Raw genomic sequence first — 14,873 nt, forward strand, 5'->3', positions numbered from 1 at the left:
GATTTCATCAGATAACAACACCATGGACCTGCACCTAAGCGACAAACACATCCTCATCACCGGCGGCAGCAAAGGCATTGGCCTGGCCTGTGCGCGGGGCTTTTTGGCCGAAGGCGCCCGCGTGAGCCTGGTCTCGCGTGACAGCGCCAACCTCGAGGCCGCACGCGCCCAGCTGCAGGCCACATTTCCCGCCGAGCGCATCCACACCGTGGCCGCCAATTTGCGCGACGCCTCGGCCGCCTTGGTGGCCCTGAACGCGGCCGAAGCCGCGTTCGGCCCCGTCGACGTGTTGGTCAACTCGGCGGGTGCGGCCAAGCGCACACCCGCCCCCGAGCTCACACCCGAGGCCTTTGCCGACGCCATGCAGGCCAAGTACTTCACCACCATCCACATGGTCACGCCCTGCATCCAGCGCATGGCCGCACGCGGGCAAGGCGCGGTGGTGAACGTGGTGGGCAACGGCGGCAAAGTGGCCAGCCCCATCCACCTGCCCGGTGGCGCGGCCAACGCGGCGCTGATGCTGGTGAGCGCGGGCTTGGCCGCTGCTTATGGGGCGCAGGGCGTCCGCGTGAATGCCGTCAACCCCGGCCTCACCCTGACCGACCGCCTCAACGAAGGCTTGGCCGCTGAAGCCCGACTCAAAGGCATCAGCCCCGACGAGGTCATGGCCCAGTCGGTCGCCAAAATTCCGCTGGGCCGCATGGCCGAGCCCGAAGAAATCGCCAACGCCGTGCTTTTTTTGGCCTCGTCCAAAGCCAGCTACGTCACCGGCATTTGCATGAGCATGGACGGCGCACTGAACCCGATCGTGGTGTAACGGACAGACGCTGTGTGATCGCTGTGGCAAGCTTGCTGCAGCGACACCGCCTTCCTGCGACTGCCCAGACACCTCCCAAAGGACAAGCCCATGAGCCCCACAACCCACGCGATGAATGCGCCTAAACGAGGGGCCGGTCAAGCCGCCACGCATCGAATGGCGGCAGCTCTGATGACTTTGGCCTTGACTGTTGGGGTGGCCATCGGCCCGGCGCAGGCCAACCCCGCGCCCTTGCAAACCGTGCCCTCGGTCGATGTGCCGCGCTACATGGGCACTTGGCACGAGATTGCCAAATACCCGAACTGGTTTCAGAAAAAATGCGTCAGCAGTACGCAGGCCACCTACACCCTGCAAGCCGACGGCCGGGTGCAGGTGCTCAACCGCTGCAAAACCGACAAGGGCGAATGGAGCGAGGCGCTGGGCGCAGCACGCCAAATCGGCGGACCGAACTCTCCCCGGCTCAAGGTGCGCTTTGCCCCCGAGTGGCTGTCCTTCATTCCCATGGTCTGGGGCGACTACTGGATCATCGATCTGGACCCGGACTACCAGTGGGTGGTGGTGAGCGAGCCTGATCGGGACTATTTGTGGATCTTGTCACGCACGCCCCAAATGCCTGCGGCCACCTACCAGGAATTGCTGGGCAAGCTGCACGACCGGGGCTTCGACCTGAAACGGATCGAACCCAGTAAACCTTGATTTGTCGACGCCAGAGTTAAAGGCGGTCGCCCCACAAAGGCCCGCCCTTCGGTGAAGTTTTTACCCAGTGTCGATCTTTTGTAGCCCGGAGCTTGAGCTCCGACAGTGGTTTCAATGGCGCTGGCCATCGGGGCTGAGCCAAGGCCTCATGTCGGGGCTGAAGCCGCCGACCTACAAAGCCGGTGCTTCTTCGGGGCAGAGGTATTTGGTAGGTCGGAGCTTCAGCTCCGACAGTGGTTTCAATGGCGCTGGCCATCGGTGCTGAGCCAAGGCCTCATGTCGGGGCTGAAGCCGCCGACCTGCGAAGCCGGTGCTTCTTCGGGGCAGAGGTATTTGGTAGGTCGGAGCTTCAGCTCCGACAGTGGTTTCAATGGCGCTGACCATCGGTGCTGAGCCAAGGCCTCATGTCGGGGCTGAAGCCGCCGACCTGCGAAGCCGTTGCTTCTTCGGGGCAGAGGTATTTTGTAGGTCGGAGCTTCAGCTCCGACTGATGCAGGCTTCGGCGCGTCCAGTCATGTCGGGGCTGAAGCCGCCGACCTACGAAGAGACCACTTCAGTCTCGTGCACTTGACGCGCTTCACTGGCTTGCAGCCAGCCTTGGCCCGCCGCGTCTTGGGCCAGTTGGGCGATCAGGGCGCGGGCATCGGCGTTGACCAGGGCCACGGGTTGCAGGCGCAGGGCGGCGTCTGAAAAGTGGTGCACCACCTCGGCCACGTCGTCGGCGTCCAGGGCGGTGGGTTTAAAGACCGGGCTGCAAGAGACTTTTTGGCCTAAGGCGCGGTAAAACACCGCCGCCAGATGGGCCGACGCACCGTACACACTGCGCTGCTGGCCAGCAGCGGTCACACGCAGGGTGTAGCCGTATTTGCCTTTGACGCACTCGGCCTGGGTGATGTCTTTCAAGGCCAAGTGGTGCACCAAGGTGCCCGTGTCGTTTTCTGACACCAGCAGTTGGCGGTCGGTCAGCAGCCACAGGCCACGGCCAGACAGCACCACGCGGCCCAGCACATAGCCCAACACCCGCTCGTCGGGCTGGATGTGGTTGCGCATCTGGTCCACATCGGCTTGCTTGAGCAGCTGGGCGCTGTAGGGGTTGTTCCCCTCGATCAACAGTTCACTCAGTTCGTTGCCGTTTTTCAAAAAGTCCAACCAAGCCATACGGGTATCTCCAAAATTGAGCCCTGCATGTTCGGCCATGGTCTCGGGGTACAGCCCCCTTGCTTGTGCAATGGACTTGTTTTGTGCCGGGTTATTGGGTCGACAAGCCGCGCTGCAACCCAGTTCTTGGCCCTGGCCATTGCCCTTGATCGTGCATGGCCCCAAGGTTCACGGCTGCTGGATCGTCTCGAGGTACTTGAGCAAAGACGCGATGCGTTGGCGTGCTGACCACTCGGCGGTGCGGGGTGAGTCGCCGGGTTCGGTCATGGCCCGGGCCTTGAACTCTTGGCCCCACACCGGCATCTCGCGCGAGCCGTGCGGGCCACCGTCGCCCGACCAGCGGCCATCGATCACCTCCCACATCAGCTCCTGCGGAAACTGGCCGCCATGGCGCTGCGCAATGCGTGTGAGATCGGAAGGTGGCTTGAGCAAAAATGAATGCATGGGGCCATCACCCTTGCCCGACGCGCCGTGGCAGCTGGCGCAGTTGTCCTTGTAATCGGCGCGGCCCAAGCCCACTGAAGTCTGTGCCCACGAGGCGGCGGTGATGCTGAGCAAGCTGGCAACGACGCAACGGCAAATGCTTTGTTTGTTCAAGTGGGCTCCTGACGTTTTGGTATGAGCCCCATGATCGTGAAAATACCCGCCGCCGTCTGTGCGCTGGCATGCCAAAACGGTGGGATAGAACGCCCATGGACAGGTCATGCAGTCGGGCGAACAGGCGGCGTTCTCGCAGTGACGGTTTTTTGCCTTTGTAGGAGCCCCGCCCTCGGGGCGATGGTGGGTGGTCTGCGAGGCTTGATCGCGACGGGGGCGTCGCTCCTACGGGAGTGCCCTGCGTTTTGTAGGAGCCCCGCCCTCGGGGCGATTGTTGGTGGTCTGCGAGGCTTGATCGCGACGAGGGCGTCGCTCCTACGGGGGGGTGCCCTGCGTTTTGTAGGAGCCCCGCCCTCGGGGCGATTGTTGGTGGTCTGCGAGGCTTGATCGCGACGAGGGCGTCGCTCCTACGGGGGGGTGCCCTGCATTTTGTGGGTGCCCCGCCGCCGGGGCGATTGTTGGTGGTCTGCGAGGCTTGATCGCGACGAGGGCGTCGTGCCTACGGGGGGGCCCTGCGTTTTGTGGGTGCCCCGCCCCCGGGGCGATTGTTGGTGGTCTGCGAGGCTTGATCGCGACGAGGGCGTCGCTCCTACGGGGGGGCCCTGCATTGTGTGGGAGCCCCGCCCTCGGGGCGATTCTTGGTGGTCTGCGAGGCTTGATCGCGACGAGGGCGTCGCTCCTACGGGGGGGGTGCCCTGCGTTTTGTAGGAGCCCCGCCCTCGGGGCGATTGTTGGTGGTCTGCGAGGCTTGATCGCGACGGGGGCGTCGCTCCTACGGGGGGCCTGCATTTTGTAGGAGCCCCGCCCCCGGGGCGATTGTTGGTGGTCTGCGAGGCTTGATCGCGACGAGGGCGTCGCTCCTAGTGCGCCCGTGAAGGCGCGTACACAGCACGGTGAGAGTCCGTGTCGGGGTAAGCCAAGGCCCCGTAGTCGAAGGTAACTGCGCCGCTGCGAGGCGGGGTGGGGAGCAACCGGAGGCGAACTGGCGGTGCGCAGTAAAGCGAACTCGATTCGGCAGGGTGTGGCGGCGAGCTGGCTAGGAGAAGGCGAAGCCTGAAACACATCGCATGCGTTGTTTTGGTGGATAAAACGACATGCGGGCCACCCATGTGGTTGGAGGCGCAACGTCAGGAAGTGTGCGTGAGATAAGCGGGGAGAGCTGTGGCCCGAGGTGACGGGCTGCAGCAGTCAGAGCCATCGTAGTAGCGATGGGCTGCCAGAGCAGACAGGGCCAAACCGCACTGGAAACGGTGTGTGCAAACGAGAGTTTGAAATGACCGGGGTGCGCCCCTTGAGCCTAAACCGAGCAGACGGCAGCCTGAGAAATGCGGAATAGGAAAGCCGCACGAGCCAAGGGTGGCAGGAAAGTGGATACGAAAAGGACAGAAATGAACGAGAGCGAAAGCGAAACGGCGGCAGTGCCCCTTGTGGCTAAACAAGCCGAGTCAGACCCTGCCCAATGGGCGTGGGTGGACCGTGAAGTCTGGACGGATCGTATGTTGGCGGCGCTGGGCAACGGCGTCAAAGGAAACAAGTGGTTCAGTTTGATCGACAAGGTTTACCGGCTGAGCACCTTGCAAGCGGCTTGGCAACAAGTCCAAGGGAACAAAGGGTCAGCGGGGATAGACTGGCAAAGCATAGAAGTATTTGCGGCGCATGAAGCGCAGTACCTGAGCGAGTTGTCCAGGCAACTGGAGCAAGGAGAGTACAGGCCCCAGGCGGTGCGGCGGGTAGAGATACCCAAAGCGGGCGGTAAAACGCGGCCTCTGGGCATCCCGACGGTCAAGGACAGGATCGTGCAGACGGCGGTCAAGCGGGTGATAGAGCCGATCTTTGAGCAAGAGTTTGAGGACACGAGCTACGGGTTTCGACCCGGCAGGGGCTGCAAAGACGCGCTGCGGCAAGTCGATGCACTTTTGAAGGAAGGCTACACCCATGTGGTGGATGCTGACTTGCGGTGGTACTTCGACAGCATCCCGCACGAGGGCTTGATGGACAGGATCGCAGCGCACATCAGCGATGGAAGGCTGCTGGCCTTGCTCAAGAGCTGGTTACAGCAAGACATCGTGCAAGAGATGCGCAGATGGACGCCGACGGCGGGCACCCCGCAAGGGGCGGTCATCAGTCCGTTGCTGGCCAATGTTTACCTGCATCCACTGGATGTGAAGATGAAGGCGCAGGGCTACCGAATGGTGCGCTACGCGGACGACTTCGTGATCCTGTGCGAGACGGCGTCACAAGCGCAAGAGGCACTGGAGCAGGTCAGGCAGTGGGTGGCGCAAAACGGGCTGAGCTTGCACCCGGACAAGACCCATGTGGGGGACTGCACGCAAAGGGGACAGGGCTTTGAGTTCCTGGGCTACCGATTTGAGGCGGGCAGGCGCTGGGTGCGGGACAAGAGCCTAAAGGGGCTGAAGGACAAGGTGCGAGAAAAGACCAAGCGCACGAGAGGCGAGAGTCTGCGCGTTGTCATACAAGAGCTTGGCCCCATGCTCAAGGGATGGTTTGGCTACTTCAAGCACGCCTATAAAAGCACATTCCCCAGCATAGACGGATTCATCCGCAGGAGGTTGAGGGCGATGCTGCGCAAGCAGCAAAAGAGCCCGGGGATGGGGAGGAGCCAAGTTGATCACAAACGCTGGCCAAACGAGTACTTCGCGCAGTTGGGGCTGTTCACCATGACGCAGGCCCGAATGCAAGCGAGCCAATCCCGATGAGGAAACCACTGACTGGAGAGCCGTGTGCGGGAAAACTGCACGCACGGTTCGGAGGGAGGGGAGGCCTTGGCCTTTCCTACCCCTATCGGGGGGGCCCTGCGTTTTGTAGGAGCCCCGCCCCCGGGGCGATTGTTGGTGGCCTGCGAGGCTTGATCGCGACGGGGACGTCGCGCCTACGGGGGGCCCTGCATTGTGTGGGAACCCACCCCCCTTGGCCAAACCGGGGTGCTTCAGTTCAAGGTGCCGCCACTGATGGCCGCATCGGCCAGGCCTTGCTGGCGCTGCGCCAGGAGCAAAGTCAGGGCCTGCGTCACGCCGGCGATTTGCAAGCTGGCCGGCCAGCTGGGCAGGGTGGGGCCTTTCCACTGCGCGGCTTGCTCGGGCAGCAGCGGCAGGTGCATGAAGCCGCTGTGCACGCCCAGCCCCGCCAGCGTGTGCTGCAGGGCATAAAACACCTGGTTGCAGACAAAGGTGCCCGCCGTTTGCGACACCGAGGCTGGAAAACCCGCGGCCTTCAAGCCCGCCACCAAAGACTTGATGGGCAAGGTGCTGAAGTAGGCCGCAGGTCCCCCCGCGATCACCGGCACATCGATGGGCTGCGCCCCCGCGTTGTCGGGGATGCGGGCGTCTTGCACGTTGATGGCCACACGCTCAACCGAGAAATCACAACGCCCCTCGGCCTGGCCCAGGGACAGCACGATGTCAGGGCTGAGGTGAGCCAAGGCTTGCTGCAAAGCGGGCAGGGCCTTGGCAAACACACAAGGCAACTGCACCGCCGTGACTTGAGCGCCTTGCAGTTGCAAACCGTGCAAGGCACGCGCCACCTCCCACGACGGGTTGAGGCTTTGCCCGCCAAAGGGCTCAAAGCCGGTGACCAGGATGTGCATCACGGTCAGGCCCTTCAGGCGTTGAAGATCGACACCGTCTTGCTGTTCAGGTAAGCCTCCAGCGCCTCAGGGCCGCCTTCGGAGCCGTAACCCGAATCCTTGACACCGCCAAAAGGCAGCTCAGGCCAAGGCGCGGCAGGCTGGTTGACCCACAGCATGCCCACGTCCAGACGCTGGCTGAGCTGGTGCATGGTTTTCATGGAGTTGGTGAAGGCATAACCGGCCAGGCCAAAGGGCAGGCGGTTGGCTTCGGCAATCGCGTCTTCGATCTTCTCGAAGCTGCGGATCGCGGCGATCGGGCCAAAGGGCTCGTTGACCACCACATCGGCGTCCAGCGGCACATGCGAGAGCACTGTGGGCGCAAAGAAGTTGCCTTGGGTGCCAATGCGCTCACCACCTGTGAGCACCTTGGCACCCTTGGCGCGGGCGTCTTGCACGATGGACTGCATGGCGGCCAAGCGGCGATCGTTGGCCAGTGGCCCCATTTGTGTGCCTGCGGCCAGGCCATCGCCCACTTTCAGGGCCTGTGCTTGTGCGGCAAATTGTTCGGCAAAGGCGTCGGCAATGCTGTGGTGCACCAAAAAGCGGGTGGGCGAGATGCAGACCTGGCCCGCGTTGCGGAACTTGGCCGCACCGGCGGTCTTCAGCGCCAAGCCAATGTCGGCGTCTTCGGCCAGGATGACCGGGGCGTGGCCGCCCAGCTCCATGGTCACGCGTTTCATGTGCTGGCCGGCCAAGGCGGCCAGTTGCTTGCCCACAGGTGTGGAGCCGGTGAAGGTGATCTTGCGGATCAGCGGGTGCGCGATCAGGTAGTTCGAGATCTCGGCGGGTGTGCCATAGACCAAACCAATCACGCCAGCGGGCACGCCAGCGTCGTGAAAGGCGCGGATCAACTCGGCGGGCGCGGCAGGCGTTTCTTCGGGTGCTTTGACGATGATGGAGCAGCCGGTGGCCAAGGCGGCGGACATTTTGCGCACGGCCTGGTTGATGGGGAAGTTCCAGGGCGTGAAGGCGGCCACAGGCCCCACAGGCTGCTTGAGCACTTGCTGCTGCACGTGGATGTTGCGCGGTGGCACGATGCGGCCATACACGCGGCGGCCTTCTTCTGCAAACCACTCGATGATGTCGGCGGCCGACATGGCCTCGACCTTGGCTTCGGCCAAGGGCTTGCCTTGCTCTTGGGTGAGCAGCTCGGCAATTTGGGGGGCACGTTCACGCATCAGGGCGGCGGCCTTGCGCAGGATGGCGCTGCGCTCGTTGGCCGGCACATCGCGCCACAACTCAAAGCCCTTTTGCGCCGCTTGCGCGGCACGCTCCAGGTCGGGGATGCCCGCATGCGCCAGGCGGCCGATTTCGGTGCCGGTGGCGGGGTTGAACACGGCCAGGGTGCGGCCGCCTTCGGCATCGCACCACTGGCCGTTGATGAAGAGTTGGGTGTTGGGGTAGGTCATGGCGGGGTCCAGTCAAAAAAACAGGCGTTCAATATGGAGAGAAAAGGAGGCGTAAAAACAATGGGCTGATTGTGGCTTGAAACCCGAGGGCTGCCGTCAACACCGTGACAGCGGGCAGGCCCATCAAGGTCCCGCCAGACAAGCCGAGAGGTGTTCAATCAGCACATTCACCCGGTGCGGGATGTAGCGGTTGCTGGGCAAGACGGCGTAAATGCCCAAGGGCGGCGCTTCGAAGTCTTGCAAGATCTCGACCACTTCGCCGCTTTGCAAGAACGGCTCGGCGATGAAGTCGGGTTGCAAGGTGATGCCCATGCCCTGCGCCGCCGCCTGCACCAAAGCCAGGCCATTGTTGGCCTGGATGCGGCCGCGCACCGCAAACAACTGCGGCTGGCCTTGAACCCGATACGGCCAGCTTGCGCCTTTGGCGGTGATGGAATAGACCAAGCATTCGTGGTGACGCAACTCATCGGGGTGGCGCGGTGTGCCGTGTTCGGACAGGTAAGCGGGTGACACCAAGGTGAGCAATCGGCAATGCCCCAGGCTGCGCACAATGTCGCCGGGCTGCAGGTCGGCGGTGATGCGGATCGACAGGTCGATGCCCTCTTCGATCAGGTTGGCCCTTTGGTCCGAAAAGTCCATCAGCAGCTCGATGTGCGGCTGCGCTTTGGCGAACTCCAGCAAGGCGGGCATGAGCCGCTGCAGGCCAAAGCTCAGCGGCAAGCCCAGGCGGATGCGCCCGCGTGGCACGGCTTTTTCTTCGTCCAGGCTGGCTTCGGCGGCGTCCACCATGTTCAGGATCACGCGGCATTTTTCGAGGTAGGCCGCCCCTGCAGGCGTGAGGGTCAGGCTGCGGGTGCTGCGCGTGATGAGTTTGACGCGCAGGCGCTTTTCAAGTGCCGCGATTTGGCGCGTGACCACCGAGCGGGCCACCTGCAGTTGGTCGGCCACGGCGGTGAAGCTGCCCGCTTCGGCCACCCGCACAAAGGTTTGCATTGCATCGAGTTTGTCCATTGTTGCTGATTGTGCAACAAAGATTTGAAAATTCGCTACTTTTTCAAATCGACTGAGCCGTCTAAAGTCCAATGCAACACCACACAAGCCACACCACCATGTCTGCCCCACGTCCCGTTCTGTTTGTTCCCCATGGCTCACCCATGTTTGCCTTGCAGCCCGGTGCAGCGGGCGCGGCCATGAGCCACGTCGCGACCCAACTGGGCACACCCCGCGCCATCGTGGTGGTCAGCCCGCACTGGGACACGGCGGTGCCTACTGTGGGCTTTGCCACCCGGCCCGAAACCATTCACGACTTTGGCGGCTTTGACCCGCGCTTGTACGAGATGCAATACCCCGCCACGGGCTGCCCCGAAGTCGCCGCTCAGGTCGTCAAAGCTTTGCAACAGGCCGGTTTGCCCGTGGCACAAGACGCCCAACGCGGCCTGGACCATGGGGCCTGGATTCCGCTGCGCCAGATGTTCCCCGACGCCGACGTGCCGGTGGTGCCGCTGTCGGTGCAAAGCCATCTGGGTCCTGAACACGCTTATCGCGTGGGTCAGGCCCTGGCCTCTCTGGCTGCGCAAAACATTCTGGTCATGGCCTCGGGCAACATCACCCACAACCTGCGCGACCTGATGGTGTTGCGGTCACAAGGCGGTGCCACACCCGCTTATGTGCAGGCCTTTGCCGACTGGATCCACACCCACATGGTCCAGCGGGATGTGACTGGCCTGCTGGCCTACCGACAGCAAACCTCGGGCCAACGCGCCCACCCGAGCGACGAGCACCTGTTGCCCTTGTTCACTGCACTGGGTGCTGCGGGTGTTGACGCACAGCCAGAGGCGTTTTTCCGGGGTATCAGTGACCATGTGATCGCCATGGACGGCTACACATTTCACTGAACCCCCTCAAGGAGCACACACCATGCACGCGCCGCACTACACGCGCACCGCCAAGAGCCTGCACTGGCTCATGGCCCTGATGATTTTGGGCCTGCTGGCACTGGGCTTTTACATGAGCGACCTGCCGCTGTCGCCTCAAAAACTGCAGTACTACTCGTGGCACAAATGGGCGGGTGTGAGCGTGTTTTTGCTGGTTTGGCTGCGCCTGCTGTGGCGCCTCACGCACCGTCCACCGGCTCTGCCGGACAGCATGCCGCGTCACATGCAGTGGGCGGCCCATGCGGGCCACTTTGTGCTGTATGTGCTGATGATCGCCATCCCATTGAGCGGCTGGCTCATGAGTTCGGCCAAAGGCGTGCCCACCGTCTGGTTTGGCGTGCTGCCGATTCCCGACCTGATTGGCAAAGACAAGGCACTGGGCAAAAGCCTGGCCGAGTTGCATGAGGCCTTGAACATCGGCTTGCTGGTGCTGATTTCAGGCCATGCCGCAGCCGCGTTTTTCCACCACTTTTTTCACAAAGACGACACGCTGCGCCGCATGTTGCCTGCCCGTTGAATGACCCCTTGATTTGACCCCGTGATTTGAGACCCCCCATGAAAACCGCTTTGAAAAATACCTTCCCCCTGGCGGTGCTCGCCCTGGCCATGCAAACTCAGGCCGCGCCATACACCGCCATCGTGCCAGCCAAAAGCAGCGTCACCTTCAGCTACAAACAAATGGGCGTGGCCATGGACGGCCGTTTCAAGAAATTTGCCGCCCAGGTGAACTTTGACCCCGCCAAAGCAGAACAAGCCAAGGTCAGCTTTGAAGTCGATCTGGCCAGCGTGGATGCGGGATCGAGCGAGGCCGATGACGAAGTGGTGACCAAATCGTGGTTCAACGCGGCGGCTTTCCCCAAAGCCCAGTTTGTGGCCAAACAGATCAAACCCACCGCGCTCAACCAGTACGAAGTGCAGGGCACGCTGAGCATCAAGGGCCTGGCGCGTGAGGTGAAATTTCCCATGAAACACACCGCACAAGGCAAGGACGGCCTGCTGACGGGCGGTTTCACCCTCAAACGCGCCGACTACAGCATCGGTGAAGGCATGTGGGCCAAATTCGATGTGGTGGCCAACGACATCCAGGTCAACTTTTCCATCGCCACCACCTTGGGCAAATAAACCAGCGATGCCCCCCGGTAGGAGCCCACCCTGTGGGCGATCGGCGCGGCACGCGCCGCCCAGCAGTCCAACACTTGCCGACAAGCACAAGATCCCTTTTTTTCAACCGCAAATTTCTTTTTTCAACAGGAGCTTTCTCATGACATCGTTCAAAAAAATCGCCGCCGCTTTGGCCTTCGCATCGGTGGCCGCAGGCTCGGCCCTGGCCGCGCCCGTGACCTACAACGTGGACGGCTCGCACACCTTCCCTCGTTTTTCGTATTCGCACTTTGGCCTGTCCACGCAGCTGAGCAGCTTCAGCAACACCACCGGCAAAGTGGTGTTTGACGCCGACGCCAAGACCGGCTCGGTGGACATCGTGATCGACATGAAATCGGTGAACACCGGCTCGGCGCTCTTCAACGGCCACATCCAGGGCGAAGACTTCCTGGATACCGCCAAGTTCCCCACCGCCACGTTCAAGTCGACCAAGGTGGTGTTTGAAGGCGACAAGCCCAAAACCATCGAAGGCGAGCTGACCATCAAAGGCGTGACCAAGCCCGTGACCTTGACGGTCACCAGCTTTCAGGCCATGCCCCATCCCATGATGAAAAAACCCGCTCTGGGCGCCAACGCTTTCACCACCGTCAAGCGCACCGAGTTCAATGCCGGCAAATACGCACCTTACGTGGGTGACGAGGTGCGCATCGACATCGCCATTGAAGCTGTGGCCCCTTGATCCCTTGAGTGGCGGGCGTTGAGCAGGTGATACCCTGCGAACGCCCCCCCCTGTAGGAGCGACGCCCTCGTCGCGATGGACCCCCCTGTAGGAGCGACGCCCTCGTCGCGATGGCCTCGCCGACCGGTCATGGCATCGCGGCAGGCAGCACCAAGGTGACTTGCAGACCCGCGCCCGAACTGGGGGTTTGCAGTGAAAGTTCACCACCATACACATCCACCAAGTCCCTGACGATGGCCAGGCCCAAGCCGCTGCCGGGCACCGACTCGTCGAGGCGCACGCCGCGCTGCAAGACCTGCGGCATTTGCGCCGGTGACATGCCCGGCCCATCGTCTTCGATGTCGATGCGGCAGCGCCTTGGGCCCTCATCCCTTGTGCCGGTCGGCACGCCATCGGCCCAGGGCATCACCCGGATGCGCACCGCGCTGTGCGCCCATTGGCAGGCGTTGTCCAGCACATTGCCCAGCATCTCTTGCAGGTCTTGCGCTTCACCGGCAAATTGCACTTGGGCGTCGGCGTCATCCCAGCTGATGCTCAGGCCACGATCGGCATGCACGCGCTGCATCACTCGGACCAAGCCTTGCAAGGTGGACACCACGGGCACGCGCTGACCGGGCAAGCCCACGGTGGCGGCCATGCGCGAGCGGGCCAGGTGCCAGTCGATGTGCCGCCGGGCCGCTTGCACCTGCTCCTTGACCAGCAGCGCCAAACCCGAGTCCTCGCTCGCATGCGCAGCCTGCGCCAGCACCGTCAAGGGCGTTTTCAGGGCGTGCGCCAGATTGCCCGCCTGTGTGCGGGCGCGGCTCACCACCTCGTCGTTGCGGTCCAGCACGCTGTTGAAATCACTCACCAAGGGCTGCACTTCGCTGGGAAAATCGCCTTGCAGACGGGGCGAACGACCGGCCCGAACGCTTTGCAAACTCTGGTGCAGGGCCTGCAATGGCCGCAAGCCCAAAGCCACTTGTGCCCATGCGGCCGCCAGCAAAAGCACCAGCAGCGCCGCCAGCGAGACACCCAGCACGCGCTGAAAACCCGCCACCGCTTCGTGCGTGTCTTTCAAATCCCCCGCCACACTCAAGCGCCAACGCAAGCGCTCATCGGGCCGCACCGTGCGCTCGAGCACGCGCAAGCGGGTGTCGCCTGGACCGGGCAATTCGTGGGCATGTGTTTCGCCATCGCGCAACACATCCGGGGGCAAGACCAATTGCGTGTCCCACAAAGAACGTGAACGCAGCACCCCCGGCTGCACCTGGCCGGGGGTGAGCTCGTCCAACTGCCAATACAGACCCGACAAGGGCCGCTGCCAGCGCGGATCGGACAGCGCCAGCGCATCGACCACGGGCTGGCCCTGCGCATTGACCGACAGACGGGCGGTGACTTGGGTCAGCTGTTGGGCCAGGCTTTTTTCAAACTGCCGCAGCACATGCTCATGGAACAAGCCATTGAGCACCAAGCCCGCCAACACCAGGGCCAGCGACAAACCCAGCAGCGTGGCCGCCAGCAAGCGAAAACGCAAAGAGCCCAGCAGGCTGTGGGGCCGAAGGCCCAAGGGGGTCATCGTCCAAGGTCCTTGAGCTGGACCAGCCGATAACCCAGGCCGCGCACGGTCTCGATGTTCAGCGTGGGCAGCTTCTTGCGCAAACGCCCGACAAACACCTCAATGGTGTTGGAGTCGCGGTCAAAGTCTTGCGCGTAAATGTGCGCGATCAGTTCGCTGCGCGAAACCACCGCCTCGGGGCGGTGCATCAGGTAGTCCAGCACTTTGTATTCGTGGCTGGTCAATTGCACGGTCTGGCCCATGGCGGTCACGCGGCCGCTGCGGGTGTCCAGCGCCACCTCGCCATGGCGCAGCACCGCAGAGGCCACCCCATGGGCCCGCCGGATCAAGGCGCGAACGCGGGCCAGCAACTCTTCCATGTGAAAGGGCTTGGTCAGGTAATCGTCGGCCCCGGCATCGATGCCCGAGACCTTGTCATGCCAGTTGTCACGCGCCGTCAAAATCAGCACCGGCATGCTGTGGCCTTGGTCGCGCCAGCGCTTGAGCACGGTCAAGCCATCCATCAGCGGCAAGCCCAAATCCAGCACCACGGCGTCAAACGCTTCGGTTTCGCCCAAAAAATGGGCATCTCGCCCGTTGTCAGCGGGCACCACCACATAACCGGCCTCGGCCAGACCTGAGCGCAACTGCTCACGCAAGGTGGGTTCGTCTTCTACCAACAAGATGCGCATGGGGGGGTCTCAGCGTGTTTTTTGCTCAAGCAAGGCACCCGTGCGGGCATCGATCTTGAGCTTGCTCAAACGGCCATCGGGCTTGAGCAATTTGATTTCGTACTGCCATTGCCGGTCGCGGCTTTCCAGCTCCACCTCAAGCACTTGCCCGGGATGGTCCCGCTCGATGTTGGAAAGCACCTTGGACAGGGGCATGACCTGCCCGGACTGCACCGCTTGCCGGGCGCGTTCGTGGTCGCCCTTGTCGCTGGCCCCTGCGCCGCCATGCCAGCCCAACGCAGACACGGCCAGCAGGGCGCAGATGGCCTGGGCCCTCAAAGCAAGCGGCAAGCAGGCGCAGTGGGAGGTGTTTTTCACAGCGCCATTGTCCCGCACGAAAGCTGAACAGACTCTGAACAAAGGCTTCAGCTGCCGTTCAAGTGGGGCTTCACACAATGCAGCCATTCGCTCATTGAACCCCTGAAAGGAGAACCCCCATGCGCCCATCGCAACATTCATCTCATTCGTCCCGTCCGTCCCGGCTCCCCACCCGCCTGTGGGCACTGGC

At 62.8% G+C, this 14,873-nt stretch carries 15 protein-coding genes; 7 read left to right on the plus strand and 8 right to left on the minus strand.

The window, feature by feature from the left end:
* Positions 1-22 precede the first annotated feature (22 nt).
* Together AMM41_RS07155 and AMM41_RS07160 are read left to right on the plus strand one after the other, a co-directional pair.
* Positions 23-817, plus strand: coding sequence for an SDR family oxidoreductase (locus AMM41_RS07155; protein WP_089955377.1), 795 nt, complete (start codon positions 23-25; stop codon positions 815-817).
* Between the two features lie 171 nt (positions 818-988).
* Positions 989-1,513, plus strand: a complete 525-nt coding sequence (locus AMM41_RS07160) for a lipocalin family protein (protein WP_228769170.1) — start codon at positions 989-991, stop codon at positions 1,511-1,513.
* A 537-nt stretch (positions 1,514-2,050) separates the two neighbouring features.
* Here the strand turns inward: AMM41_RS07160 and AMM41_RS07170 are convergent.
* Complete coding sequence (locus tag AMM41_RS07170; RefSeq protein WP_089955390.1) at positions 2,051-2,671, minus strand: hypothetical protein; 621 nt, start codon at positions 2,669-2,671, stop codon at positions 2,051-2,053.
* A gap of 168 nt (positions 2,672-2,839) precedes the next feature.
* On the minus strand, positions 2,840-3,268 hold the full coding sequence (locus AMM41_RS07175) for a c-type cytochrome (RefSeq protein WP_089955392.1): 429 nt from the start codon (positions 3,266-3,268) through the stop codon (positions 2,840-2,842).
* Positions 3,269-4,656: 1,388 nt separating this feature from the next.
* Between AMM41_RS07175 and ltrA the strand changes: the two genes are divergently transcribed.
* On the plus strand, positions 4,657-5,985 hold the full coding sequence (ltrA, locus tag AMM41_RS07180) for a group II intron reverse transcriptase/maturase (RefSeq protein ID WP_228769143.1): 1,329 nt from the start codon (positions 4,657-4,659) through the stop codon (positions 5,983-5,985).
* A gap of 230 nt (positions 5,986-6,215) precedes the next feature.
* Here ltrA and pcp read toward each other — a convergent pair whose 3' ends face one another.
* The 3 genes from pcp to AMM41_RS07195 form a co-directional block, all read right to left on the minus strand.
* On the minus strand, positions 6,216-6,872 hold the full coding sequence (pcp, locus tag AMM41_RS07185) for a pyroglutamyl-peptidase I (RefSeq protein ID WP_089955395.1): 657 nt from the start codon (positions 6,870-6,872) through the stop codon (positions 6,216-6,218).
* A gap of 14 nt (positions 6,873-6,886) precedes the next feature.
* Positions 6,887-8,323: an NAD-dependent succinate-semialdehyde dehydrogenase gene (locus tag AMM41_RS07190; RefSeq protein WP_089955398.1), complete on the minus strand. Its 1,437-nt coding sequence runs from the start codon at positions 8,321-8,323 to the stop codon at positions 6,887-6,889.
* Positions 8,324-8,446: 123 nt separating this feature from the next.
* Positions 8,447-9,334 carry a LysR family transcriptional regulator gene (locus AMM41_RS07195; protein ID WP_089955402.1) on the minus strand — a complete coding sequence of 296 codons (888 nt, stop codon included), beginning with the start codon at positions 9,332-9,334 and terminating at the stop codon, positions 8,447-8,449.
* A gap of 98 nt (positions 9,335-9,432) precedes the next feature.
* Between AMM41_RS07195 and AMM41_RS07200 the strand changes: the two genes are divergently transcribed.
* The 4 genes from AMM41_RS07200 (at position 9,433) to AMM41_RS07215 (ending at position 12,097) form a co-directional block, all read left to right on the plus strand.
* On the plus strand, positions 9,433-10,218 hold the full coding sequence (locus tag AMM41_RS07200; protein ID WP_089956275.1) for a DODA-type extradiol aromatic ring-opening family dioxygenase: 786 nt from the start codon (positions 9,433-9,435) through the stop codon (positions 10,216-10,218).
* A 22-nt stretch (positions 10,219-10,240) separates the two neighbouring features.
* Positions 10,241-10,774, plus strand: coding sequence for a cytochrome b (locus tag AMM41_RS07205; RefSeq protein ID WP_089955406.1), 534 nt, complete (start codon positions 10,241-10,243; stop codon positions 10,772-10,774).
* Positions 10,775-10,812: 38 nt separating this feature from the next.
* Entirely contained in the window at positions 10,813-11,379 is a 567-nt protein-coding gene (locus tag AMM41_RS07210) for a YceI family protein (RefSeq protein WP_089955409.1), read from the plus strand.
* 139 nt (positions 11,380-11,518) lie between these two features.
* The gene (locus AMM41_RS07215) at positions 11,519-12,097 is read left to right on the plus strand and encodes a YceI family protein (RefSeq protein ID WP_089955412.1); all 579 of its coding nucleotides are present in this window, start codon (positions 11,519-11,521) and stop codon (positions 12,095-12,097) included.
* Between the two features lie 127 nt (positions 12,098-12,224).
* On the opposite strand, the gene AMM41_RS07220 is transcribed toward AMM41_RS07215, so the two are convergent.
* Genes AMM41_RS07220 through AMM41_RS07230 form a run of 3 tightly spaced genes read right to left on the minus strand, consistent with a single transcriptional unit; the run spans position 12,225 to position 14,683 of the window.
* Positions 12,225-13,655 carry a sensor histidine kinase gene (locus tag AMM41_RS07220; RefSeq protein ID WP_089955415.1) on the minus strand — a complete coding sequence of 477 codons (1,431 nt, stop codon included), beginning with the start codon at positions 13,653-13,655 and terminating at the stop codon, positions 12,225-12,227.
* Positions 13,652-14,326, minus strand: coding sequence for a response regulator transcription factor (locus tag AMM41_RS07225; RefSeq protein WP_089955418.1), 675 nt, complete (start codon positions 14,324-14,326; stop codon positions 13,652-13,654). Before AMM41_RS07225 ends, AMM41_RS07220 begins: the two co-directional genes overlap by 4 nt.
* Positions 14,327-14,335: 9 nt before the next feature.
* A complete protein-coding gene (locus AMM41_RS07230; RefSeq protein ID WP_228769144.1) occupies positions 14,336-14,683 on the minus strand; it encodes a PepSY domain-containing protein in 348 nt (115 codons plus the stop codon).
* Between the last annotated feature and the right edge of the window lie 190 nt (positions 14,684-14,873).

This window comes from Limnohabitans sp. 2KL-3 (assembly GCF_001269405.1).
GTDB lineage: Bacteria > Pseudomonadota > Gammaproteobacteria > Burkholderiales > Burkholderiaceae_C > Limnohabitans_A.